Here is a 24029-nt window from a genome sequence, read left to right as displayed (position 1 = left end):
CTCATGAGCGAGCAGCAGCAGCGCAGCCACAAGGCGGGTGCCTTCGACATCCGGGTCTTCATCGGCGCACTGATCGGGGTGTACGGCGTCGTCCTGGTCCTGGTCGGCCTGCTGGGCACGACCGACGCCGACCTGGAGATGGCCGGCGGCCTGAACATCAACCTGTGGGCCGGGATCGGGATGATCGTCGCCGCGGCCTGCTTCCTGCTGTGGGCCCGGTGGCGACCCACGGTGATCCCCGACGACGACACCGAGGCCTCGTCCTCCTGAGCGCCCCCACGGCGGCCTACCCGGGGCGGTCCTGGGACGTGCGGGCGGTCGCTGGTGTTCGGTCAGTTTGGTTGAAATCGGGACAAACAGGGGGTGCCTTTCCGCAGAATGGTCCTGTGCGCGGAACCTGACGCCGCGCCGCCGGGCCGCCTGGCCCACCTAGCCAGTGGGGGGACCACGCTGTGGGGGAGATCTCGCACGACACGATGCCGGCTGCCTCGGCGCTGATCCGCCGGCCCGCGACGCTGCTGCGTCACCAGGTCATGACGGCGCTGGCGCACGCCGGCTTCGGCGACATCCTCCCCGCGCACCTGGGGGTGTTCCAGTTCCCCGGGCCCGACGGGCAGCGGCCGGGCATGCTGGCGCTGCGCAACGCCTCCTCGAAGCAGGCGATGAACCACCTGCTGCACCAGCTCGAGCGCGGCGGCTACCTGGTGCGCGAGCACCAGGAGGGGGACCGCAGGCTGCGGGTGGTCCGGCTCACCGAGACCGGGTGGTCGGCCTTCGACGCGATCAGCACGGTGACCGAGCAGGTCGACAAGCAGTGGGCCGAGCTGGTGGGGGAGGACTACCCGGCGTTCCGCCGAGCCCTGATCCGTCTCGAGCGGAGCCTGGAGCCGGTCGTCGACGGCTGGTGAGCGGGCCGCGGGCGACCCCTGACGCTGCGTCGCCGGTGCGGTACCCTGGCGTTATGCGGAAGAGCCTCCTGCTTATCAGGCCGCATTGATCCGAAGCCCGCTGGTCGGGCTCGGCGTCGATGCGGCTACCCCTCGTGCCCGAGGGGTTTTTTTGTGCCCCGGGTCCGGGCGCACGGAAGGCCCCGCCACCACCGCTGTCCAGGAAGACGAGACGAGATGACCGAGCAGCAGGACGTGACCTACGACGTCGAGACCGCGCAGCAGGACGTGACCTACGACGTCGAGACCGCGCAGAAGAAGTGGCGCGCGGTCTGGGAGGACCTGAACCCGTTCCAGGCCGCCGACGACGGCTCCCGCGAGCGCCGCTACGCGCTGACGATGTTCCCCTACCCGAGCGGTGACCTGCACATGGGTCACGCGGAGGTGATGGCGCTGCACGACGTGATCGCGCGGTACTGGTGGCAGCGCGGCTACGACGTGCTGAACCCGATCGGCTGGGACTCCTTCGGCCTGCCCGCCGAGAACGCCGCGATCAAGCGCGACGAGCACCCGGCGACCTACACCTACGCCAACATCGAGACCCAGGCCGAGTCGTTCCGGCGCTACGCGGTCTCCTTCGACTGGTCCCGGCGGCTGCACACCTCGGACCCGGAGTACTACCGGTGGACGCAGTGGCTGTTCCTGCGCTTCCGCGAGCGGGGCCTGGCCTACCGCAAGTCCAGCCCGGTGAACTGGTGCCCCAACGACCAGACGGTGCTGGCCAACGAACAGGTGGTCGGCGGGATGTGCGACCGCTGCGGCGCCGAGGTCACCAAGCGCGAGCTGACCCAGTGGTACTTCAAGGTGACCGACTACGCCCAGCGGCTGCTGGACGACATGGAGGGGCTGAAGGACACCTGGCCCGAGCGGGTGCTGGCCATGCAGCGCAACTGGATCGGTCGCAGCGAGGGCGCCTACGTCGACTTCGACATCGAGCCGCGCGACGGACAGGACGAGGCGCTGTCGGTCACCGTCTTCACGACCCGCCCCGACACGCTGTACGGCGCGACGTTCTTCGTGGTGGCCGCCGACGCCAAGCTGGCCGACGAGCTGTGCGCGCCCGAGCAGCGGGAGGCGTTCGACAGCTACCTGACCCAGGTGCGCAAGGAGAGCGACATCGACCGGCTGGCCAGCGACCGGCCGAAGACCGGCGTGTTCCTGGGCCGGCACGCGGTGAACCCGGTCAGCGGCGAGCGGATCCCGGTCTGGGCGGCGGACTACGTGCTGGCCGACTACGGAACCGGTGCGGTCATGGCGGTGCCCGCCCACGACCAGCGTGACCTGGACTTCGCCCAGGCCTTCGACCTGCCGGTGCGGATGGTCGTGGACACCGGCGAGCCGGACCCGGCGCAGACCTTCGTCGCGACGCCGGGCGACGGCACCTACGTCAGCTCCAGCAGCGACGGGTTCAGCCTGGACGGCCTGAGCGACAAGGTCACCGGCATCCGGCGCATCGTCGAGCGGCTGGAGGCCGAGGGGCACGGCCGCAGCGCCGTCAACTTCCGGCTGCGCGACTGGCTGCTGTCGCGGCAGCGGTTCTGGGGCTGCCCGATCCCGATCGTCCACTGCCCGACCTGCGGCGAGGTCCCGGTCCCCGACGACCAGCTGCCCGTCGTACTGCCCGACCTGCGCGGCGCCGACCTGAAGCCCAAGGGCACCTCACCGCTGGCCGCGGCCGAGGACTGGGTCAACGTCGACTGCCCGTCCTGCGGCGGTCCGGCCAAGCGCGACAGCGACACGATGGACACCTTCGTGGACTCGTCGTGGTACTTCCTGCGCTACTGCTCGCCGCACTACACCGACGGGCCGTTCGACCCCGACGCGGTGCGGGACTGGATGCCGGCGCACCAGTACGTCGGCGGTGTCGAGCACGCGATCCTGCACCTGCTGTACAGCCGGTTCTTCACCAAGGTGCTGCACGACATGGGGATGGTCGACTTCGAGGAGCCGTTCCAGGCCCTGATGAACCAGGGCCAGGTGATCAACCAGGGCAAGGCGATGAGCAAGTCGCTGGGCAACGGGGTCAACCTGGGCGAGATGATCGACCGGTACGGCGTCGACGCGGTCCGGCTGACGCTGGTCTTCGCCGGGCCGCCGGAGGACGACATCGACTGGGCGGACATGTCGCCGTCGGGGTCGCTGAAGTTCCTGCAGCGCGCCTGGCGGCTGAGCGGGGACGTCACCGCCCCGGTGGGCGGCGCCGTCGACGCCGGTGACGTCGCGCTGCGCAAGGCCACCCACCGCACCGTGGCCGACGCCGCCCAGCTGATCGACGGGCACCGCTTCAACGTGATGGTCGCGCGGGTGATGGAGCTGGTGAACACCACCCGCAAGGCGATCGACGCCGGCTGCGGCCCGGCCGACCCTGCCGTGCGCGAGGCGGTCGAGGCGGTGGCCGTGCTGCTGAGCCTGGTGGCGCCGTACACCGCCGAGGAGATGTGGGCGCGTCTGGGTCACCAGCCCACGGTGGCGCGGGCCGGCTGGCCGGTCGTCGACGAGGCGCTGCTGGTCGAGGACTCGGTGACCGCGGTCGTCCAGGTCCAGGGCAAGGTGCGGGCCCGGCTGGAGGTGGCGCCCGGGATCGCCGAGGCGGACCTGGAGGCCGCCGCGATGGCCGACCCGGGCGTGCAGCGGGCCCTGGAGGGCAAGACGGTGCGCAAGGTAATCGTCCGGGCGCCGAAGCTGGTCAACATCGTCGCCGGCTGACCCCGCCGCCGATTACCACGGGATGTCGGACGTTTGATGCTTCCCATGGGCCGTGGCCCATGGGAAGCGTCAAACTCCCTGGGGAAGCACTGGGGCGCCGGCCCCAGCCGCCGCCGGGCGGACCCGGCCGGCACCCGGGGCCGTCACAGCGAGCGGAGCGCCTCGACGATCGGGGTGTCGCCCTCGAGCACCTCGAAGGTCTTGCCGATCGTCTGCGACGTGTGCAGCGCCGCCAGCAGGGTCGCCGCCACGTCGGCGCGAGGGATGTCGCCGCGCTCGAGCGTGCCGACCCGGACGCTGCCGGTGCCCGTCATGTCAGTGAGCCGACCCGGCCGCACGACCGTCCAGTCGAGGTCGCGGGCGCGCAGGTCGTCGTCCGCGGCCTTCTTGGCGCGCAGGTAGACCTGGAAGGCGTCGTCGCTGTCCGGGTCGGCCTGGTCGGTGCCCATCGAGGAGATCATCACGTAGCGCCGCACGGCCGCGCGCTCGGCGGCGTCGGCGAGCAGCACCGCTGCCCCTCGGTCGACGGTGTCCTTGCGCTCCGGACCGCTGTTGGGCCCGCCACCGGCGGCGAAGACGACGGCGTCGGCGCCGCGAAGCACCTCGGCGACCGCGTCCACGTCACTCTTCTCGAGGTCGAGGACCACCGCCTCGGCTCCGGTGTCCTCCACGTCGCTGACGTGGTCGGGGTTGCGGACGAGGCCGACAGCCTGGTCGCCGTTGTCGGTCAGCTGGCGCTCCAGCAGGAGGGCGATCTGGCCGTGTCCGCCTGCGATGACGACGCGCATATGGGTCCTTTCGGTCGAATGACTGGTCACTTGTCCGAACACCGATGACCCCCGGAGGATTCCGGGTGCGGGGCGGCACTGCCCGGTAACCTTCGGCGCATGCCGCCCTCGCAGGCCGACTCGGTCGTGCTCGTCACCGACTCGACGGCGATGCTGCCCTCGCACGTCGCCGCGCAGCGGGGGATCGTCGTGGTGCCGTTGCAGGTGGTCATCGGAGCCCGCTCCTACGAGGAAGGCGCGCCGGAGGCGACCCCGCAGACGATCGCGGACGCGCTGCGGGAGTGGACGCCGGTGAGTACGTCGCGGCCGGGGCCGGCGGTCTTCCTGGAGGCCTACCAGCAGGCAGCGCAGCAGGGAGCTGAGTCGATCCTCTCGATCCACCTCTCCGGGGAGGTCAGCGGCACCTTCGAGTCGGCACAGCTCGCCGCGCGCGAGGCCGGGATCCCGGTGCTCACCGTGGACACGCGGCAGCTCGGCTTCGCCACCGGGTACGCCGTCCTCACCGCCGCCGACGTGCTGGCCGCCGGCGGCTCCGCCGAGGACGCGGCGGCGGCGGCCAGGACGCGGGCCGCGGCCACCACGTCGCTGTTCTACGTGGACACGCTGGAGTACCTGCGCCGCGGCGGCCGGATCGGCGCGGCGGCAGCGCTGATCGGGTCGGCGCTCGCGGTGAAGCCGCTGCTCGCGCTGGCCGAAGGCCGGGTGTCGTTGCGGGAGAAGGTGCGCACCTCCTCCCGGGCGCTGAGCCGGCTCGAGGAGCTGGCGGTGGAGGCCGCGGGGGACTGCAGCGTCGACGTGGCGGTGGCCCACCTGTCCGCCGCCGACCGCGCGGACGTCCTGGTGGGTCGGCTGGCCGAACGGCTCGCCGTGAACCTTGAGGGTCGCGAGGTCGACCTCGGCGAGGTGGGCGCGGTGCTCGGCGCCCACGTCGGACCGGGCATGGTCGCGGTGGTCGTCGCCCCGCGCTGAGCCGCCCGACCGCCGGTCTTCGTCCCCCGGCGGCGCCGCGCGCCACTTGTCCACAGCCGCCGGGATCGACGGGGCGGAGGGGCGTCGCCGCTGCCTAGCGTGGAGGCATGCGCTCACGGAGATCCGCCGACGAACAGGTCGCCGAGGTGGCACGGCGACGGCTGGAGCTGTTGAGCGCTGAGCTCGCCGCGATCCGCCCGGCCCCTGTCGATCCCCCGTCGCGCTCGGGGTCGGACGGGTCCGGCGAGCTCCCTGCCGGCGGGTCCACCGCGGCCCGGACCTCCAGGTACGACCCCGCGGCCGGCACCGCGGCCGACGCCACCACGGACACCCCGACCGGCGGGACGGAGCGGTCTCCCGGGCGGCATGCGAGGCGGCCGGTGCCGCACGCCACCGCGGCCGGCGCCTGGCTCCTGGACCGGCTGCCGGCCACGATGCAGGGGCGGGCCGGGCTCGGAGTGGGGCACGTCGCGCTGCTCTCGCTGCTGGTCGCCGTCGCGCTGGGGGTCTCGGCCTGGTGGGCGGTGCGGTCGGCGGACCCGGGCGAGCTGGTGGTCGCCCGGCCGGCCTCCAGCGGCCCGTCGGCCCTGGTGGGCACGGTCGCGCAGGCAACGGCTGACGCGTCGCAGGCGTCGGCCCCCGGACCGGGGCCCGCCGCGGGGGCGAGTGCCGGTGCCGCCCCGGCCGCGCTCGTGGTCGACGTGGCCGGCCGGGTGCGACACCCGGGCATCGTCCGGTTGCCGCCGGGCTCCCGGGTGGTGGACGCGCTGGAGGCGGCCGGCGGTGCCCGCCGCGGTGTCCGCCTCCAGACCCTGAACCTGGCCCGGCCTCTGGTCGACGGCGAGCAGGTCCTCGTGGGTGTGGCCGTGGTCCCGGGGGTCGCGGCCTCGGCGGTCTCGGACCCGGCGGGATCGACGGGAGGGGCCGCATCCCCGCTGGTCAACCTGAACACCGCCGACCAGGCGCTGCTGGAGACCCTCCCCGGCGTCGGCCCGGTCACGGCCCAGGCGATCCTGCAGTGGCGCGCCGAGCACGGCGCCTTCGCGTCCGTGGACGAGCTTCTCGACGTCTCCGGGATCGGGGAGGCGACCCTGGCCGAGCTGGCGCCGTTCGTCACGCTGTGAGCCGGGGCCCGCGGGTCCGCGGCCCGCTCCGGTGAAGCCTGACCAGGAGCGCCCGGACCTGCGCGTGGTGCTGCTGGCCTGCTGTGCCTGGGCGGGTTCGCTGCTGGTCCTGCTGGGGTCGGTGTCCATCGCCGTGGCAGCCGTTGCGGCGGCGGCGGGGGCGGCGGCCGTGGCGGTCCGGCACCGGTCCCGGACCTCCCGTGGCCCAGGGACCCAGTCCGGCAGCGACGCCGACGACCGCCGCGGAGCGCGCCCGCCCTGGCCTCGCCCGAGCCGCGCCGGCACCTGGTTGCTGGTCGGCTGCGCGGTCGTCACGTGTGCCTCGGCGAGCACGGCGGCGCTCCGGGTGGAGCAGCACCGGGCGACGCCGGTGGCGCGGCTGGCGCAGGCGCAGACCTCGGTGAGCCTCACCGCCCGGGTCGCCTCGGACCCGGTGCGCCGGGAGGGGAGATTCGCTCCCTACGTGCTGGTCCGCCTCTCGGTGCGCACCGTGGAGGGGCTGGGCCGGAGCTACCGCAGCGCGGTGCCGGTGCTGGTGATCGGTGACCTCGACTGGCTCGACGTCCGGCTCGGCGACACCGTCGAGGCCACCGGACGGCTGCGGCCGGCGCAGGACGAGACCGTGGCCGCCGTGCTGCTGCCCCGCCGGGCCCCGACCGTGGTCGCGGAGCAGGGAGCGCTGCTCAGCGGTGCCGACGTCGTCCGGCGCGGCATCCGTGCGTCGGTGGTGCATGGCAGCCGTGACGCCGAGGCGCTGGTGCCGGCCCTGGTGGTCGGTGACGACCGGCAGCTGTCGGCGGAGGTCGTCGAGGACTTCCGCACCACCGGACTGACCCACCTCGCGGCCGTGTCCGGCACCAATCTCACCCTGGTCGTGGGCTTCTTGCTGGTCCTGGCCCGTTGGGCCGGCGTCCGGGGCAGGGGTCTGGTGGTGATCGGCGGGCTGGGAGTCGTCGGGTTCGTGCTGCTGGCGCGCACCGAGCCCAGCGTGGTGCGCGCCGCGGCGATGGGCACGGTCGGCCTGATCGGGATGGGCAGCCACGGACGCACCCAGGGAGCCCGGGCGCTCGGCGTCGCGGTCCTGGTGCTCGTCCTGGTGGACCCCTGGCTGGCGGTCTCGTGGGGCTTCGTGCTCTCCGCGCAGGCGACCGCCGGGATCCTGTTCCTGGGACCGGTGCTGCGCGACGCACTGATGCGGTGGGCGCCCAGGTGGGTGGCCGAGGCGGTGGCGGTGCCGTTCGCGGCGCAGCTCGCCTGCACGCCGGCGGTCGCGGCGCTGTCCGGGCAGGTCAGCCTGGTCGCGGTCATCGCGAACCTCCTGGTGGCGGCGGCGGTCGGTCCGGCGACCGTGCTCGGGCTGGTCGGTGGCCTGCTGATGCCGGTCCTGCCGTGGGCCGGGGTGCTGGTCGGCACCGGGGCGGCAGCGAGCGCCTGGTGGATCATCGCCGTCGCCACGCACCTCGCGCCGCTGCCGACCGCCGCGGTGCACTGGGCCGCGGGACCGCTCGGCCTGGCCGTCCTCTGCGCGCTCTGTGCCGCGATCGCGGCCGGCTCGCCCTGGGTCTTCGCCCGCCGGGGACCCGCGGTGCTCACCGCCGCGGCGATGACGCTGGTCGTGCTCGTGCCGCTGCCGTCGCCCGGCTGGCCGCCGAGCGGCTGGGTGATGGTGGCCTGTGACGTCGGCCAGGGCGACGGGCTCGTGCTGAACGCGGGGGAGGGCCGGGCGGTGGTCGTCGACGCCGGTCCGGACCCGCCGGCGATCGACCGGTGCCTGGACCGCCTCGGGGTGCGCGAGGTTCCGGTGGTGGTGCTCACGCACTTCCATGCCGACCACGTCGACGGTCTGCCCGGCGTTCTCGACGGGCGGCGGGTGGACCGCATCCTGGTCACCGGTCTGGCGGATCCGCCCGCCGGTGCGGAGGAGGTACGTCGTTGGGCCGGTGCCGCCGGCATCCCGGTCCGGACCGCCCGGTTCGGGGAGGTCCACCAGCTGGGCCTGCTGCGCTGGCAGGTGATCGGACCGGCGCGGCTGCCCCGAGCCGAAGGCCCGGGCTCACCACCCAACAACGCGAGCACGGTGCTGCTGGTGGAGTCGCGGGGCGTGCGGATCCTGGCCAGCGGCGACATCGAGCCCCCCGCCCAGGAGATGCTCCACGCCGCCGTGCCCGACCTGCGCGTCGACGTGCTGAAGGTGCCGCACCACGGCAGCGCCGACCAGGACCCGGAGCTGATCGGCTCGCTCGGCGCTGTGCTCGCGGTGATCTCGGTGGGGGTGGGCAACGACTACGGGCACCCGGCGCCGGCCACGCTCGCGCTGCTCGAGCACGCGGGCCTGCAGGTGCGGCGCACCGACCAGGACGGTGACGTCGCGGTGCGCGTGGTCGACGGCCGGCTGCGGGTCAGCACCAGCGGGCCCCGGACGCCGGGGTGAGACCGCGGCCGGTCCCCGGGCTGCTACCCGCTCCGCGAGCTGAGCACGGTGTCGTCGTTGATGAGCCAGCCGCCCTCACCGTCGGGGATCAGCTGGAGCCGCTGCCGCTCGACGACCACTCCGCCGTCATTCTGGGTGTAGGTCAACGTGACCTCCGCGGCGTTCCCGTCGAGGAGCTGGATGTCGCTGGGCCGGACGGACTGGTACGTCGCCCAGAACCCGTCGTAGCTGTCACGACCGACCGACTGCTCGTCGGGGCCGAGCATGGCCCAGCCGGCGTCGGTGTCGGCCGGGACGGTCGCGTAGTAGTCCTGCAGGAACGATGCCTGGGACCCGTTGCCGGCCGGTGGCGGGGCCGACGTCGCGGTCTTGGCCGGGGTGGAGGGAGTCGGGGCGGACGTCGTCGCGTCCTGGGTCGGCTCCGGTGCGCTCGACGAGGGAGAGGGCGACGGCTTCTTCGAGCTCTTCTTCGCCGTCGGCGACGGCGTGACCGGCTGCTCCGAGGCCGCCGGGTCATCGTTCCCGCCATCCAGCAGCGAGAAGCCGACCAGGCCACCGATGAGCAGCAGCAGGGCGAGCGCGGCCAGCAGCGCCGGGCCCGGCCGGCGGCGTCGTCGCGGCTCCGGTTCCAGACCGCGCAGGTGGTCGGCCCCGGCGCCGCCGGCCGCACCAGCGCCACCTGCTGAACCAGCGCCACCTGCTGAACCAGCGCCGCCTGCCGCACCAGCGCCGCCGGCGCCGGAGGCGGCGTGGTCGTCGGACGAGCCAGCCGCGGCCGCACCGACAGCGCCGGCAACACCGGCTGCACCGGCAGCGCCGGCAGCGGGGAAGGCCGCGGTCTGCTCGCGGGTGCGCTCGGTCTGCGCCTCGGCGATCCGGTGCAGGCCGTGGGCGGCATCGGTCATCGACCAGCGCGAGCGCGGGTCGCGGTCGAGCATGCGCTTGAGCGCCGGCTCCAGGACACCGGCGTGCTGCGGGGGATCCGGCGGGTGCTGGGCGATCTCGTGCAGCACGGCCATCGGGTTGGTCTGGGCCCGGTAGGGCGGCCGTCCCTCGACGGCGGCGTACAACGAGGCACCGAGAGCCCACACGTCCGAGGCAGGGCCGGAGTCGGACCCGGTGGCGAGCTCGGGCGCGAAGTAGTGGGGCGTGCCGGTGACCAGGCTGGCCGAGGTGAGCGCGGGGTCACCGGAGGTGCGGGCGATGCCGAAGTCGCCGATCTTGGCGACCCCGTCCTCGCGGACCAGGATGTTGCCCGGCTTCACGTCCCGGTGGGTGGTGCCGGCCGCATGCGCTGCGGCCAGTCCGTCGGCGACCTGGGCGCCGATCGCGGCGACCTCGGCAGGTGTCAGACGGCCCTTCTCCTTGAGCAGCTCGGAGAGGGTCCGGGACGGGACGTACTCCATGACCATCCAGACGGCGCCCTGCTCCTCGACGATGTCGAAGACGGTCACCACGTTGCGGTGCCCGAGCGCGGCCGAGGACCGGGCCTCCCGTAGCGCCCGGGCGGAGTCCGGCACCGACTCACCCGGCAGCAGGCCGACCTGCTTGACCGCCACGTCGCGCTCGAGCGTCGTGTCCCGGCACAACCAGACCGTGCCCATGCCGCCCTGCCCGATGGCTCGCTCGACGCGGTAGCGACCGCCGATCAGGTCGGGCTGCATGGGTCTCCTCACAGGCGGCCGCGCTCCGGCGCGCAGGCAGTTAGACAGGGGATACCCATCACGCGGAGGCCTACGCTTCGGCGGCGCTCGCTTCTCACCAGGCAGCCACCGCGCCGGGCCGATCAGGTCGGTGGGATGTGGCACTCTGGTGCCCATCATGGCGAACCCGACCGCGACCGACGTGCTCGGCCACGTGACGCTGATCACCGGTCCCGAGGAGCTCCTCAACCAGCGGGCGGTGACCGCCGCGACCCAGGCGGTACGCCGGGCTGAGCCCGAGTGCGAGGTGAGCGAGACCAACGCCGACCAGCTCAGCATGGCCGCCCTCGCCGATCTCGCCGCGCCGTCGCTGTTCTCCTCGATCCGCTGCGTGGTGGTGCGTGGGCTGGAGAACCTCCCCGAGGAGTCGCACCCCGGGATCGTCGACTACGCCGAGGCCCCCTCCGACGAGGTCGGGCTGATCCTCGTGCACGGCGGCGGGCAGAAGGGCACCGGTCTGCTCAACAAGCTGCGGAAGCTGCCCAGGACCGTCACCGAGATCAAGTCCGCCTCGCTCAAGCCCTCCGAGTTCGTGCGCTTCCTCGTCGCCGAGGTGCGCAGCCACGGTGGTCGGATCGACGACGAGGCGGCGACCCTGCTGGTGCAGGCGATCGGGCAGGACCTGCGCGCGCTGGCGGGCGCCGCCCACCAGCTCACCAGCGACTTCCCGGACGCCCCTCTCACCGAGTCCGTGGTCAAGCGCTACTTCGGTGGCCGCGCGGAGGTGAAGTCCTTCGCGGTGGCCGATGCCGCGCTCTACGGCCGCACGGCGGTCGCGCTCGAGGAGCTGCGCTGGGCGCTCGATTCCGGAACGGCCCCGGTCCTGGTCCCCAGCGCGTTCGCCGGAGGGCTGCGCGGTCTGGCCCGGGTGATGGCGGCGCCGCGCGGGATGCGGGACGGCGACCTGGCCCGCGAGGCCGGGGTGCCGCCGTGGAAGCTGCGGATGCTGCGCGAGCAGGCGCGCGGCTGGGACGACGACGGCCTGGCCCGCGCGATCACCGCCGTGGCCCAGGCCGACGCCGACGTCAAAGGAGCCGCCAGCGACGCGGCCTACGCGCTGGAGCGGATGGTCCTGCGGGTGACCGGCGCGCGCCTCCAGCGCTGACCGGACGCGCAGAAGGCGCCGACCCCCGTGGGGGATCAGCGCCTTCGCGAACGCTCAGCTCAGAGCGAAGCAGCCTTCTTGCCGATGGACGACTTCTTGTTCGCCGCCTGGTTCTTGTGGATGACGCCCGCGGACGCAGCCTTGTCGAGCTTCTTCGACGCGACGGCGGCCAGCTTCTGCGCCTGCTCCTTGTCCCCGGCCTCAGCCGCTTCGCGGAACTTGCGCACGGCCGACTTCAGCGCCGACTTCACCGACTTGTTGCGCTCGTGCGCAGCGTCGTTCTGTCGGTTGCGCTTGATCTGGGACTTGATGTTCGCCACGTGGCAAGCCTCTGCTGTTCAGCCGGAGATGATGGTCAGGGTGCGGGCACGCCGAGCGGCGGGCACGCGAGGACCGACGATACCAGCGTGTCGGCGAAGGGCTCAAATCGAGCTCAGGACCGCCAGCCCCGACGCGCGGCCAGCCACGACCAGGATGCCTCGGCATACCAGGACTGGTGGATCCGCAGGAACGGCGAGGAGTTCGGCACCGGACGGTCCCGGGCCTCGAGGAAGTAGCCGCACAGGAGCGCCAGCAGCACGTCCACGTGTTCGGGGTCCACGTCGCGGGTCAGCCGCCGGCGAGCCAGGATCTCCTCGACGTCGTGGCCCTCGCCGCTCACCGAGATCAGCAGCATGACCGAGTCCGCCCACGCCGGTCCGAGCACCGGCCAGTTCCAGTCGCAGAGGACCGCCGAACCCTGCGGGGTGATCCTGAAGTTGTCGTCGCGGGCGTCGGTGTGGACCAGGGTCGTGCCGGAGAGGGCCTCCTGGTGGCGGGCCGCCAGCGCCGCGGCCTCCTCGCGGTGCGGCCAGTCCGGATGCTGCCGGGCTGCGTAGGCCCAGCCGGTGAGCATCGCGCCGAACTCGTCCACGGCGGCCATCGGCTCGAGCCTCATCGCGGCCGGTGCGGGGGTCAGCCTGTCGGCGAGCTCCTCCAGCGTGTCCAGGCAGGCCTCCAGCTGCGCCGGCTGCCAGGGACGCGACGGGTTCTCCCCGTCGACGTACTCCATGGCCAGGACCACCCACTCGGCGTCCATGCTCCACAGCAGCCGGGGGACCGGCAGCCCCGGTGGCAGGGCCGCCAGCTTGCGGACCTCCTCCCGGTAGGCGTCCGCGAACGGCGCCTGGGCCAGTGCGTTGGCGGCCTTGACGAACACTCGCTGGCCGGCCGCGCCGACGAGCAGCGAGGCGAAGCCCGGGGTGAACCCGGCACCGGCGGAGCGGGCCTCGATCACAGGGAAGCCGATCCGCTGCTCGATCGCCCGGCGCAGCATCGGGGGCAGCAGCATCCAGTCCACCCGGCGAGCGGTCCGCCCGTGGGGGGCCTGGGGGACGGCGGCGATCGTCTGGGGTCCGGTCATGACCGGATTCAACCCGATCGGCCGGTGCGGAGTCGGCCCATCTTCCCGGACGCGCCGGTCCCTTGCCGGGCGTCTCGTTTGGGTCGCGGCCCTTCCGCCATGGGAGAATGGGGTCCCGTACCGCTCGTGGCGTCAGCAGTCCCCCTCGACGCCACGCGACGACCCCGACGATCTGACTGATCCGACGCACCGAAAGCAGCCCGTGTCCCAGCAGCAGGCGCCCTCCCCGGGCAAGACCGATCCCGCGATCATCCGCAACTTCTGCATCATCGCGCACATCGACCACGGCAAGTCGACCCTTGCCGACCGGATGCTGCAGTACACCGGTGTCGTGGACGAGCGTCACCAGCGCGCGCAGTACCTCGACCGGATGGACATCGAGCGCGAGCGCGGCATCACCATCAAGAGCCAGGCCGTGCGGATGCCGTGGACGGTGCCGGCCGCGAACGAGGCCGGCTCCGAGCCCGGCAGCTACGTGCTCAACATGATCGACACCCCGGGCCACGTCGACTTCACCTACGAGGTGTCCCGCTCGCTCGAGGCCTGCGAGGCCGCCGTGCTGCTCGTCGACGCCGCGCAGGGCATCGAGGCGCAGACCCTGGCCAACCTCTACCTCGCGCTCGGCGCCGACCTGCACGTCATCCCGGTGCTCAACAAGATCGACCTCCCGTCGGCGCAACCGGAGAAGTACGCCGCCGAGCTGGCCCACATCATCGGCTGCGACGTCGCCGACGTGCTCCAGGTGTCGGCCAAGACCGGCTTCGGGGTGGAGAACCTGCTCAACGAGATCGTCCGGCAGACGCCGGCTCCGGTCGGGGACCCGGACGCCCCGCCCCGCGCGCTGATCTTCGACTCGGTCTACGACACCTACCGGGGCGTGGTCACCTACGTCCGGGTCGTCGACGGCAAGCTGACCCACCGCGACCGGATCAAGATGATGTCCACCGGAGTCGTCCACGAGATGCTCGAGGTCGGCGTGATCTCGCCGGAACCGGTCAAGGCAGGCGACCTCGGGGTCGGCGAGGTGGGCTACCTCATCACCGGCGTCAAGGACGTCCGGCAGTCACGGGTGGGGGACACCGTCACCAGCCAGGTGCACGGCGCCACCGAGGCGCTGGGCGGCTACAAGCACCCGAACCCGATGGTGTTCGCCGGGCTCTTCCCCATCGACGGCGACGACTACCCGACCTTGCGCGACGCACTGGACCGGCTCCAGCTCAACGACGCCGCGCTCGCCTACGAGCCGGAGACCTCGGGGGCCCTCGGTTTCGGGTTCCGCTGCGGGTTCCTCGGCCTGCTGCACATGGAGATCGTCCGGGAGCGGCTGGAGCGCGAGTTCAACCTCGACCTGATCTCCACCGCGCCCAACGTGGTCTACGAGGTCGTGATGGAGGACGGCTCCACGCACAAGGTCACCAACCCGAGCGAGTACCCCACCGGCGGCAAGATCGCGGAGGTCCGGGAGCCGGTGGTCCGCGCCACGATCCTGAGCCCGAGCGACTACATCGGCGTGATCATGGAGCTCTGCCAGTCCAAGCGCGGCCAGCTGCAGGGCATGGACTACCTCTCCGAGGACCGCGTCGAGATGCGCTACATCCTCCCGCTGGCCGAGATCGTCTTCGACTTCTTCGACCAGCTCAAGTCGCGGACCAAGGGCTACGCCTCGCTGGACTACGAACCGATCGGTGACCAGGCCGCCGACCTGGTCAAGGTCGACATCCTGCTCCAGGGCGAGACGGTCGACGCGTTCAGCGCGATCGTGCACCGCGACCACGCCTACACCTACGGCGTCGCGCTGGCCGGCAAGTTGCGCGAGCTGATCCCGCGCCAGCAGTTCGAGGTGCCCATCCAGGCCGCGATCGGGGCCCGGGTGATCGCGCGGGAGACCATCCGCGCGATCCGCAAGGACGTGCTTGCCAAGTGCTACGGCGGCGACATCACCCGCAAGCGCAAGCTCCTCGAGAAGCAGAAGGAGGGCAAGAAGCGCATGAAGATGGTCGGCCGGGTCGAGGTCCCGCAGGAGGCCTTCATCGCCGCGCTCTCCTCCGACAGCGGACCCGGCGAGAAGGGCAAGAAGTAGCCCTCCCCACCACCGGGTGACCTGGTCCGGGCCCTGCCCGCTCAGAGCACCTTGGAGAGGAACGCCTTGGTGCGGGCGTGCTGCGGGTTCGCGATCAGCTCGCGGGGCGGCCCGATCTCGACGATGGCGCCGTCGTCGACGAAGGCCAGCGTGTCGCCGACCTCGCGGGCGAAGCCCATCTCGTGGGTCACCACCAGCATCGTCATGCCGTCCAGGGCGAGCTGCTTCATCACGTCGAGCACCTCGCCGACGAGCTCGGGGTCCAGCGCCGAGGTCGGCTCGTCGAAGAGCATCAGCTTCGGCTCCATGGCCAGCGCGCGGGCGATCGCTACCCGCTGCTGCTGGCCACCCGAGAGCTGGGCGGGGTAGCTGTCGGCCTTGTCCCCGAGACCGACCCGGCCCAGCAGGTCCCGGGCCAGCGACTCGGCGTCCTTGCGGCCGAGCCCCTTGACCCGGTTCGGCGCCTCCATGACGTTCTGGGTCGCGGTCATGTGCGGGAACAGGTTGAACCGCTGGAACACCATCCCGATGTCTCGCCGCTGGGCCGCGATCTCCGACTCCTTCAGCTCGTGCAGCACCTCGCCGCGCTGCCGGTACCCGACGAGCTGGCCGTCGACCCACAACCGGCCGGCATCGATCTTCTCCAGGTGGTTCACGCAGCGCAGGAACGTCGACTTGCCCGAGCCCGACGGACCGATCACGCAGAGGACCTCGCGCGGGGTCACCTCCAGGTCGATGCCCTTGAGCACCTCCAGGTGACCGAACCGCTTGCGGACCCGCTCGGCCTTGACCATCGGCACGTCGCTCACGAGGCGCCGCCCATGCCGCCGGCGGGAACCGCTGCCGCCTGTTCGCGCGGGACGCCGAAGCCGCGGGAGAACCGACGCTCGACGAAGTGCTGGGCGATCATCAGCACGCTCGTCATCGCCAGGTACCAGATGCAGGCGGCGACCAGCATCGGGAAGATCTGGAAGGTCCGGCTGCCGATCGCCTGCAGCTGGAAGAAGAGCTCGTTGGTCACCGGGACGAACGCCACCAGCGCGGTGTCCTTGAGCATCGCGATGGTCTCGTTGCCGGTCGGCGGGACGATGACCCGCATGGCCTGCGGCAGCACGATCCGGCGCAGGGTCAGCAGGCGGCTCATCCCGAGCGCCTGCGCCGCCTCGGTCTGGCCGGGGTCGATGGACGAGATGCCGGCCCGCACGATCTCGGCCATGTACGCCGCCTCGGAGAGCGCCAGGGCCAGCAGACCGGCGACGAAGCCGGCGCCGATCGTGCGGGCGTCGACGCCGAAGATCCGTGCATCCGCGTCCGAGAAGCCGAGCAGTTCCAGCAGCTGCTGGTCGAAGGGGAACCCCACGTAGAACCGGGTGTAGAGGATGCCCAGGTTGCCGAAGAGGATCGCCAGCACGATGCGGGGCACGGCCCGGAAGAACCAGGTGTAGGCCCATGCCGCAGCCGAGACGACCGGGCTGGGCGAGAGCCGCATGACCGCGAGAACCACGCCCATCGCGACCCCGATCAGCATGGCCAGCACGGTGAGCACCAGGCTGGTGCGCACACCGTTGAGGACCGGCGGGGTGAACATGTTGTCGACCATGAAGCGCCACTGGAAGGCGGGATTGGTGACCAGCATGTTGACGAACATCGCCAGCAGGACCGCCACCAAGGCGGTGGCCACCCACCGGCCGGGATGGCGGACCGGCAGCGCCTTGATCTCGTCGGCCTCGGCCTCGGAGCCGCGGTGCAGGACGGTCACGGCGCGCTCGGGTTCACCTGGGCGCTGTCGACGGCCCCCTGCTCGACGCCCCACTTGGAGAGCACCTTCGCGTAGGTGCCGTCGGCGATCAGCTGGTTGACCGCTTCGGCGAGGGCCTGCGCGAAGTCGCCCTCGCCCTTCTTGACGACATAGCCGTAGGGGGCCGAGTCGTAGATGTCGCCGAGGGGCTCGAGCTTGCCGGCAGTCTGCTTCACGGCGTAGGCGATCACGGGGGAGTCGGCCAGCATCGCGTCGTCCTTGCCGGACACGACGGCGGCGGTGGCCTGGTCCTGGCCCTGGTACTGGTCGATCGAGATCGCCTTGTCGCCGGCCGCGGTGCACTTGGTCGACCGCGCCGTGACGTCGTCCACCTGCACGGTCCCGCGCTGCACCGCGACCCGGTGGCCGCACGCCTTGTCCACCGTGATGCCGGACGGGTTCCCGGTCTGGGTCGCCCAGGCGGTGCCAGCCGAGTAGTACCGGACCATGTCGACGACCTTGACGCGGTCGGGGTTGATGGTGAACGAGCTGACGCCGATCTCGTACTTCCCGGACTGGACGCTGGGGATGATGTTGCCGAAGGGGGCCGGCACGTACTTCGTCCCGAGACCGAGCTTGGCCGCCACCGCGTCGAAGAGGTCGACGTCGAAGCCCTCGACCGTGCTGCCGTCGGCGGCCAGGAACTCACTCGGGGCGTACGTCGCGTCCGTCCCGACCGTGATCGTCGAGTCGGAAGCGATGCCGGAGGGGACCTTGGCGGCGAGCGCCGGGTCCTCGCTGACCGACGGCAGGGAGGCGCTGGGGTTGGAGCCCGACGTCCCGGAGTCTCCCCCGCCGCAGCCCGCGAGGAGGACGAGCATGGCCGCGAGGCATGTCGCGGCTGCGCGGCGGGTGTGGTGTCTCCTCATGAGAGACCTCCGGATGGCTCGCGGTGATCTGCTGATCGGCTCCGTTTCCAGTGAAGCACGGCCGTGCCGCGGCTGCGGAGGAAGTGGACAGCACCCGCACACAGATGACCCGTCCCGGTCAGCGATCACGGACGAACCGTGCGCGCTGCAGACGCGCCGACTCGGCGCGGTTCAGCGCTGCAGACGCGCCGGCTCGGCAGGGTTCAGCGCTGCGGACGCGCCGACTCGGCGCGGTTCAGCGCTGCGGACGCGCCGACTCGGCAGGGTTCAGCGCTGCGGACGCGCCGACTCGGCGGGGGCTGGGGCAGGATGGGTCGGTGTCCCTGACCCTCCCTCCCGGCCTCTCCGGCCAGGCCGCGCTGGGGCAGGACTGGGCCGACTGGCTGGACCGGCTGCCGCGGCTCGCCGTCGAGGTGCTCGAGGAGTGGGGGCTGCAGCGTGACGGCGACCGGCTGTGGCACGGCGCCGCCTCGCTGGTGATGCCGGTGCGGACCGACGCGGGTGGTCCGGCGGTGCTCAAGGTCGCCTTCGACGGCGACGACGAGTCGCTCCACGAGCCGCTGGCGCTGCAGCACTGGGGCGGGCGCGGCGCCGTACGCCTGCTCCGCGCGGACCCCGGCCGGCGGGCGCTGCTGCTCGAGCGGCTGCACCGCGAGGACCTCACCGACCTCTGGGACCTCGACGCCTGCGAGGTGGTGGCCGGTCTCTACGGGCGGCTGCACCGGCCGGCGATGCCGCAGCTGCGCCCCGTGACGTCGTACGTCGGACGCTGGCTGGACGCGCTCGCCGCCGCCGGCTCCGACCTGCCGCTGCCACGCCGGATGGTGCAGCAGGCCCTGGCCCTGGGCCGCGACCTGGTCGCCGACCCGGCGTCGGTCGGCCGGATCGTCCACGGCGACCTGCACTACGAGAACGTGCTAGCCGCCGACCGGGAGCCCTGGCTGGCCATCGATCCCAAGCCGATGTCCGGGGACCCGCACTACGAGCCGGCGCCGATGCTGTGGAACCGGTGGGACGAGGTGGTCGCCTCGGGCGACGTGCGCGCCGCCACCCGCGCCCGTTTCCACGCGCTGGTCGACGCCGCGCTGCTCGACGAGGACCGGGCCCGGGACTGGGTGGTGGTCCGCTCGGTGGTCAACGCGCACTGGTCGGTGCAGGACGCCGCACGCGCCGGCCGCGCGCTCAGCGCGCAGGAGGGGTCTCGGATCACGATGTGCCTCGCGGTCGCCAAGGCCGTCCAGGACTGATCTGCAGGGGCCCGGCGCTCCCGCCGGCCGAGTGCGCTCCCGCGCGGCCAGAGGGCATGGGATGCGGTCGCAGTGTGAGCAGGTCGTTACGTGATCCGCCGGATCGAGCGGCCAGTCCTGGGTACCGTCGAGGTGAACGGCGCCCGAACTCCACCCGACCGGCAGGAACCTCGCAGTGAACGTGCAGGTGCGGCTCCCGCACGCTCCCCGGCTCCGCCGCGCGTCCACCCGGACGGCCCGCGCGGGGCTGGCCGGGCTGCGCGCCGCTGCGCCGGTGCTGACCAGCATGCTGGCGGCGGTCCTCGCCTACCTGGTGCTGGACCTCGTCCAGCTCGACGGTGACGTGGGGGCGCTCGTCGACCGCGACCTGCTGAGGGTCCCGGTGGTCACCCTGCTGGGCAGCGCGGTGATCTGGGCGATGATTCTCGCGGTCTGGGCGCTCGCGGGCCGGCTGACCGTGGCGATCGGGGTGCTGGTGCTGGCGACCGCGGTCCTCGGGTTCGCCAACCACATGAAGCTCGGCCTGCGACTCGAGCCGCTCCTGCCCTCCGACGTCGCCTACCTGTCCCAGGTCGGCTTCCTGACCGAGATGGTGGGCACCACCGACCTCGTGGTGCTGGGGCTCACCGTGCTGGCCCTCGGCGCCGCGACCGCGTGGGGGGTACGCCGGCTGGCCCGCCGCCGGCCGCGACCGGGCCCCCGCACCGACCGCCGCCGCTGGGCGGCCACGGTGGTCGTCCGGGTGGTCGTGCTGGCCCTCTCGCTCTCCTTCCTCGACTACGCCGCGCACTTCAACCGGCCCGGCAACGAGATCCGTGCGGCCTACGACGCGGGCGGCGCGCAGTGGGCGTTCTGGAACCAGCGGGCCAACTACGAGCGCAACGGCTTCGTCGGCGGAGTGCTCTACAACCTCGGGGTCCCGCCGATGAAGATGCCGCGGGGCTACTCCGCGGCCGCGATGGACGACCTGGTCCGCCGCTACGACGGGGCGGCCGAGCAGATCAACGCCCGCCGCTCCGGCGCCCTGGACGACGTCAACATCGTCGTGGTGCTCAGCGAGTCCTTCAGCGACCCGACCCAGGTGAAAGGCATCCGCTTCGAGGGCGATCCGATTCCCTACACACGTCAGGTGATGGAGCAGAACCCCTCGGGGCGGATGCTCGCGCAGATGTTCGGGGGCGGGACGGCGAACATGGAGTTCGAGGCGCTCACCGGGATGTCGATGTCCCAGTTCGCGCCGCAGATGGCCAGCCCCTACCAGATGCTGGTGCCGCACTACGACACCTTCCCGTCCGCGGTGCGGATGCTCGAGGACCGCGGCCATGACGCGATCGCGATCCACCCGTTCACCACGCAGATGTACCGCCGCTCCACGGTCTACCCGATCCTGGGCTTCGAGGACTTCGTCTCCAAGGGCGAGCTGCAGCACGAGGAGACCATCGACCACAGCGGCAAGATCTCCGACGCCTCGGCGTTCGACGAGGTCGACTACCAGATCGCCCGCCACGACAAGCCGCTGCTGGTGAACCTCGTGACGATGCAGAACCACTACCCGAGCCGGGCGATCTACGACGACCCGATCCCGGTGCACGGCATCGACGGCAAGGCCGAGGAGAACGCCGCGGGCTACCTGCGCGGCCTCCGCCACTCCGACGACGCGCTGCGCGACTTCCTGACGGGGCTTCGCGGCTCCTCGGAGAAGACCGCGGTGATCTTCTACGGCGACCACCAGCCGCCGTTCTGGCCGCAACGCATCCAGGACCGGACCGGCGAGCTCGGCATGCACTCGACGCCGTACTTCCTGTGGGCGAACTTCCCGCTGCGGCAGGTCGGCCCGGACGCACTCACCAGCCCGATCTTCTTCCTGCCGATGCTCTACGAGGCCGCCGGCGCCCCGGTGACGCCGTACTACGCGCTGCTGACCCGGCTGCACGAGCAGATCACCGCGATGGAGGTCGGCGACTACGCGGTGCCCGGGCATGGCCTGGTGGGGGAGGACGGCCTGGAGGCCGCCGCGGCCCGGGTCCTGCGGGACTACCGGATGGTGCAGTACGACCTCGCGGCCGGCAAGCGCTACAGCCTGGACGGGATGCTCGGCACCGGCGGCCGGCCCTCCGGGGGCACCCAGGTGGCCCCGGTCGTCGGTCGCTGAGCGGTCGGTCCCGGCAAACCAGGTGCTTGGCGCGCTCCGGTCGGGGAGAATCCGCTCATGCACAGTGCGCGCGTGGTGTCGGTCAACGTCGGGCGGCCCCGGGTCGTTGAGGGTCTCGACGTCACCAGCGCCATCGACAAGCACGTGGTGGCCTCGGCGCAGGTCGGACCGCTGGGACTCGGCTCGGACGAGGTGGCCGACACCAAGTACCACGGTGGTGCCTACCAGGCGGTCTACGCCTATGCCCAGGAGGACCTGGACCTGTGGTCCGGGCGGCTCGGCTCCACCGTCCGCCCGGGGCTCTTCGGGGAGAACCTCACCACCGCCGGCATCGACGTCAGCGAGGCGCTGGTGGGGGAGAGGTGGCGGATCGGCCCGACGCTGCTCGAGGTGACCGCGGTGCGGATCCCGTGCTGGACCTTCCAGCAGTGGATGGCCGTCAACGGGTTCCCCGCCCGCGGCTGGGTCAAGCGGTTCGCCGCCGAGGGCCGGCCCGGTGCCTACCTGCGGGTGCTGGAGCCCGGGTCCTTGCGGACCGGCGACCCCGTGGTGGTGGAGCACCGGCCCGGGCACGGCGTGAGCGTGGCCCTGATGTTCCGGGCGCTGACGACCGAGCGGTCGCTGCTGCCGCTGCTGCTCGACCTCGGCGACATCGACCCGATGGCCCTGCGGGAGGCGGCGGCGTACGTCGCGAAGAGCTCGCCGGCCCCGGCGTCGGTCTGAGGGCCGGACGCGCCGGAACCGGACAGCCCGGTTGGATCGGCGGCCTCTTTGGGGTTCTGCTACCCACGGGTAAGTCAGGTGTTCTAGGTTTGTTCATGACCAGACAACTCATGCCGACGCGGGTCCCTCCGCGTGGCTACTGCAGGGAGTCGATCGCCCGTGGCCGCCGTGACCTATGACCTCTCCTACGTCGAGAACCGGCCCCCCAACGTCGCCGTCCAGTTCCGCGAGCGGGTCCGGGACAGCGCGGACCTGGAGGCCTACCGCTACCCGGTCGGTGAGACCTGGGAGTCGGTGACCTGGGCCGAGACCGGGGCGCGGGTCGACCGGCTGGCCGCCGGGCTGATCGCCCTCGGCATCGAGCCCGAGCAACGGGTCGGCATCGCCTCCGGCACCCGGTTCGAGTGGATCCTGGCCGACCTGGCGATCATGTGCGCCGGGGCGGCGACGACGACGGTCTACCCGAGCACCATCTCCGAGGACGTCTGCTACATCCTCGCCGACTCCGAGTGCCGGGTGGTGTTCGCCGAGGACGAGGAGCAGCTCGTCAAGCTGCGCGAGCACAAGGCCGAGCTGCCGCACCTGGCCAAGGTCGTGGTGCTCGACGGGTCCGGCGACGGGGACTGGGTGATCAGCCTCGCCGACCTCGAGCAGATGGGCGCCGAGCTGCTCGAGCGGGACCCCTCCGCCGTCGACCAGGCGATCGCCAAGATCCAGCCCGACGCGCTGGCCACCCTGATCTACACCTCGGGGACCACAGGCCGCCCCAAGGGCGTCCGGCTGCGGCACAGCTCGTGGACCTACGAGGGGGCGGCCATCCAGGCGATGGACATCCTCAGCGAGGAGGACCTGCAGTTCCTCTGGCTGCCGATGGCGCACTCGTTCGGCAAGGTGCTGCTGTCCACCCAGCTCGCCATCGGCTTCCCGACCGCGGTCGACGGCCGGGTCGACAAGATCATCGACAACCTGGCCGTGGTCCGCCCGACGTTCATGGGCGCGGCGCCGCGGATCTTCGAGAAGGCGCACAACCGGATCGTCACCATGCAGGCCTCCGAGGGCGGCCTGAAGGAGAAGATCTTCGACCAGGCGTTCAAGGTGGGCCTCGAGGTCGACCGGCGCAAGCGGGAGGGCAAGCCGGTGCCGTTCCTGCTCAACGCCCAGCACGCGCTGTTCGACAGGCTCGTCTACAGCAAGATCCGCGAGCGGTTCGGTGGACGGGTCCGGTTCTTCATCTCCGGGGCGGCAGCCCTCAACCGTGACATCGCCGAGTGGTTCCACGCCGCCGGCATCGTCATCCTCGAGGGCTACGGGCTCACCGAGACCTCGGCCGGCTCCTTCGTCAACCGCCCGGACGACTACCGCTTCGGCAGCGTCGGGCCGGTGATGCCCGGCAGCGAGGTGAAGCTCGGCGACAACGACGAGGTGCTGATCAAGGGTCCCGGCGTGATGGACGGCTACCACAACCTCCCCGAGGAGACCGCCTCGACGCTCACCGACGACGGCTGGCTGCGCACCGGTGACAAGGGAAGCCTCGACGCCGACGGCTACCTCAGCATCACCGGCCGGATCAAGGACCTGTTCAAGACCTCGGGCGGCAAGTACATCGCGCCGTCCGCGATCGAGTCCAAGTTCAAGGCGGTCTGCCCCTACGCCAGCCAGTTCCTGGTCTTCGGGAGCGAGCACAACTACTGCGTCGCGCTGGTCACCCTCGACCCGGACACGATGACCGGCTGGGCCGAGGAAAACGGGATGCCGGGCGCCTCCTACTCCGAGGTCGTCGCCTCCGACAAGGCCCGGGAGATGGTCGCCGACTACGTCGAGCAGCTCAACGCGACGTTGAACCGGTGGGAGAGCATCAAGAGGTGGGAGCTCCTCGACCACGACCTCACCGTCGAGTCCGGCGAGCTGACCCCGTCGATGAAGGTCAAGCGCAACGTCGTCGAGGACAACTACAAGGAGCACATCGCGGCGCTCTACGCCTGAGC

Annotated in this window: 19 protein-coding genes; 12 read left to right on the top strand and 7 right to left on the bottom strand. The window is 72.0% G+C overall.

Translation table 11 applies throughout. The features are described 5' to 3' along the window. Positions 1-3: 3 nt before the first annotated feature. From H9L09_RS02565 to leuS, 3 genes are all read left to right on the top strand, one after another. A complete protein-coding gene (locus tag H9L09_RS02565) occupies positions 4-270 on the top strand; it encodes a hypothetical protein (protein WP_187579210.1) in 267 nt (88 codons plus the stop codon). A 182-nt stretch (positions 271-452) separates the two neighbouring features. Beyond that, the gene (locus H9L09_RS02560; RefSeq protein ID WP_187579209.1) at positions 453-908 is read left to right on the top strand and encodes a MarR family winged helix-turn-helix transcriptional regulator; all 456 of its coding nucleotides are present in this window, start codon (positions 453-455) and stop codon (positions 906-908) included. Between the two features lie 216 nt (positions 909-1124). After that, positions 1125-3653 carry a leucine--tRNA ligase gene (leuS, locus tag H9L09_RS02555; RefSeq protein WP_187579208.1) on the top strand — a complete coding sequence of 843 codons (2529 nt, stop codon included), beginning with the start codon at positions 1125-1127 and terminating at the stop codon, positions 3651-3653. A 143-nt stretch (positions 3654-3796) separates the two neighbouring features. Here leuS and H9L09_RS02550 read toward each other — a convergent pair whose 3' ends face one another. Further along, complete coding sequence (locus tag H9L09_RS02550; protein WP_187579207.1) at positions 3797-4441, bottom strand: SDR family oxidoreductase; 645 nt, start codon at positions 4439-4441, stop codon at positions 3797-3799. Positions 4442-4540: 99 nt separating this feature from the next. Between H9L09_RS02550 and H9L09_RS02545 the strand changes: the two genes are divergently transcribed. From H9L09_RS02545 to H9L09_RS02535, 3 genes are all read left to right on the top strand, one after another. Then, the gene (locus tag H9L09_RS02545; protein ID WP_187579206.1) at positions 4541-5410 is read left to right on the top strand and encodes a DegV family protein; all 870 of its coding nucleotides are present in this window, start codon (positions 4541-4543) and stop codon (positions 5408-5410) included. A 107-nt stretch (positions 5411-5517) separates the two neighbouring features. Continuing rightward, a complete protein-coding gene (locus H9L09_RS02540) occupies positions 5518-6534 on the top strand; it encodes a ComEA family DNA-binding protein (protein WP_187579205.1) in 1017 nt (338 codons plus the stop codon). A 31-nt stretch (positions 6535-6565) separates the two neighbouring features. After that, positions 6566-8965 carry a ComEC/Rec2 family competence protein gene (locus H9L09_RS02535; RefSeq protein ID WP_187579204.1) on the top strand — a complete coding sequence of 800 codons (2400 nt, stop codon included), beginning with the start codon at positions 6566-6568 and terminating at the stop codon, positions 8963-8965. A 23-nt stretch (positions 8966-8988) separates the two neighbouring features. Here H9L09_RS02535 and H9L09_RS02530 read toward each other — a convergent pair whose 3' ends face one another. After that, positions 8989-10629, bottom strand: coding sequence for a serine/threonine-protein kinase (locus H9L09_RS02530; RefSeq protein WP_187579203.1), 1641 nt, complete (start codon positions 10627-10629; stop codon positions 8989-8991). A 157-nt stretch (positions 10630-10786) separates the two neighbouring features. On the opposite strand from H9L09_RS02530, the gene holA reads away from it, so the two are divergent. Then, positions 10787-11773, top strand: a complete 987-nt coding sequence (holA, locus tag H9L09_RS02525) for a DNA polymerase III subunit delta (protein ID WP_187579202.1) — start codon at positions 10787-10789, stop codon at positions 11771-11773. 59 nt (positions 11774-11832) lie between these two features. Here holA and rpsT read toward each other — a convergent pair whose 3' ends face one another. Both rpsT and H9L09_RS02515 read right to left on the bottom strand, forming a co-directional pair. Then, positions 11833-12093 carry a 30S ribosomal protein S20 gene (gene rpsT / locus H9L09_RS02520; RefSeq protein ID WP_187579201.1) on the bottom strand — a complete coding sequence of 87 codons (261 nt, stop codon included), beginning with the start codon at positions 12091-12093 and terminating at the stop codon, positions 11833-11835. Between the two features lie 113 nt (positions 12094-12206). After that, the gene (locus H9L09_RS02515) at positions 12207-13175 is read right to left on the bottom strand and encodes an aminoglycoside phosphotransferase family protein (protein ID WP_246456222.1); all 969 of its coding nucleotides are present in this window, start codon (positions 13173-13175) and stop codon (positions 12207-12209) included. A gap of 202 nt (positions 13176-13377) precedes the next feature. Between H9L09_RS02515 and lepA the strand changes: the two genes are divergently transcribed. Continuing rightward, positions 13378-15255 carry a translation elongation factor 4 gene (gene lepA, locus H9L09_RS02510; RefSeq protein WP_187579200.1) on the top strand — a complete coding sequence of 626 codons (1878 nt, stop codon included), beginning with the start codon at positions 13378-13380 and terminating at the stop codon, positions 15253-15255. 41 nt (positions 15256-15296) lie between these two features. Here lepA and H9L09_RS02505 read toward each other — a convergent pair whose 3' ends face one another. Genes H9L09_RS02505 through H9L09_RS02495 form a run of 3 tightly spaced genes read right to left on the bottom strand, consistent with a single transcriptional unit; the run spans position 15297 to position 17874 of the window. After that, entirely contained in the window at positions 15297-16049 is a 753-nt protein-coding gene (locus H9L09_RS02505) for an amino acid ABC transporter ATP-binding protein (RefSeq protein ID WP_187580626.1), read from the bottom strand. Between the two features lie 11 nt (positions 16050-16060). Further along, on the bottom strand, positions 16061-17014 hold the full coding sequence (locus H9L09_RS02500) for an amino acid ABC transporter permease (RefSeq protein ID WP_246456221.1): 954 nt from the start codon (positions 17012-17014) through the stop codon (positions 16061-16063). Next, positions 17011-17874, bottom strand: coding sequence for an ABC transporter substrate-binding protein (locus H9L09_RS02495; protein ID WP_246456220.1), 864 nt, complete (start codon positions 17872-17874; stop codon positions 17011-17013). Before H9L09_RS02495 ends, H9L09_RS02500 begins: the two co-directional genes overlap by 4 nt. Before the next feature lie 365 nt (positions 17875-18239). On the opposite strand from H9L09_RS02495, the gene H9L09_RS02490 reads away from it, so the two are divergent. The 4 genes from H9L09_RS02490 to H9L09_RS02475 all read left to right on the top strand — a co-directional run bounded on the left by H9L09_RS02490 (position 18240) and on the right by H9L09_RS02475 (position 24027). Next, positions 18240-19169 carry an aminoglycoside phosphotransferase family protein gene (locus H9L09_RS02490; RefSeq protein ID WP_246456219.1) on the top strand — a complete coding sequence of 310 codons (930 nt, stop codon included), beginning with the start codon at positions 18240-18242 and terminating at the stop codon, positions 19167-19169. Between the two features lie 175 nt (positions 19170-19344). After that, a complete protein-coding gene (locus H9L09_RS02485; protein ID WP_187579197.1) occupies positions 19345-21321 on the top strand; it encodes an LTA synthase family protein in 1977 nt (658 codons plus the stop codon). Between the two features lie 57 nt (positions 21322-21378). Then, positions 21379-22044 carry an MOSC domain-containing protein gene (locus tag H9L09_RS02480; protein WP_187579196.1) on the top strand — a complete coding sequence of 222 codons (666 nt, stop codon included), beginning with the start codon at positions 21379-21381 and terminating at the stop codon, positions 22042-22044. A gap of 159 nt (positions 22045-22203) precedes the next feature. Further along, positions 22204-24027, top strand: coding sequence for an AMP-dependent synthetase/ligase (locus H9L09_RS02475; protein WP_223164186.1), 1824 nt, complete (start codon positions 22204-22206; stop codon positions 24025-24027). Positions 24028-24029: the final 2 nt, after the last annotated feature.

This window comes from Nocardioides mesophilus (genome assembly GCF_014395785.1).
GTDB lineage: Bacteria > Actinomycetota > Actinomycetes > Propionibacteriales > Nocardioidaceae > Nocardioides_B > Nocardioides_B mesophilus.
This window is presented reverse-complemented; position numbering and strand designations above follow the sequence as displayed.

Coding starts and splice junctions, on each gene's coding strand:
- H9L09_RS02480 (WP_187579196.1), top strand. CDS start 21,379: ATGCACAGTGCGCGCGTGGTGTCGGTCAACGTCGGGCGGCCCCGGGTC.
- H9L09_RS02495 (WP_246456220.1), bottom strand. CDS start 17,874: ATGCTCGTCCTCCTCGCGGGCTGCGGCGGGGGAGACTCCGGGACGTCG.
- H9L09_RS02530 (WP_187579203.1), bottom strand. CDS start 10,629: ATGCAGCCCGACCTGATCGGCGGTCGCTACCGCGTCGAGCGAGCCATC.
- H9L09_RS02540 (WP_187579205.1), top strand. CDS start 5,518: ATGCGCTCACGGAGATCCGCCGACGAACAGGTCGCCGAGGTGGCACGG.
- H9L09_RS02545 (WP_187579206.1), top strand. CDS start 4,541: ATGCCGCCCTCGCAGGCCGACTCGGTCGTGCTCGTCACCGACTCGACG.
- holA (WP_187579202.1), top strand. CDS start 10,787: ATGGCGAACCCGACCGCGACCGACGTGCTCGGCCACGTGACGCTGATC.
- H9L09_RS02515 (WP_246456222.1), bottom strand. CDS start 13,175: ATGACCGGACCCCAGACGATCGCCGCCGTCCCCCAGGCCCCCCACGGG.
- H9L09_RS02565 (WP_187579210.1), top strand. CDS start 4: ATGAGCGAGCAGCAGCAGCGCAGCCACAAGGCGGGTGCCTTCGACATC.
- H9L09_RS02550 (WP_187579207.1), bottom strand. CDS start 4,441: ATGCGCGTCGTCATCGCAGGCGGACACGGCCAGATCGCCCTCCTGCTG.
- H9L09_RS02505 (WP_187580626.1), bottom strand. CDS start 16,049: ATGGTCAAGGCCGAGCGGGTCCGCAAGCGGTTCGGTCACCTGGAGGTG.
- leuS (WP_187579208.1), top strand. CDS start 1,125: ATGACCGAGCAGCAGGACGTGACCTACGACGTCGAGACCGCGCAGCAG.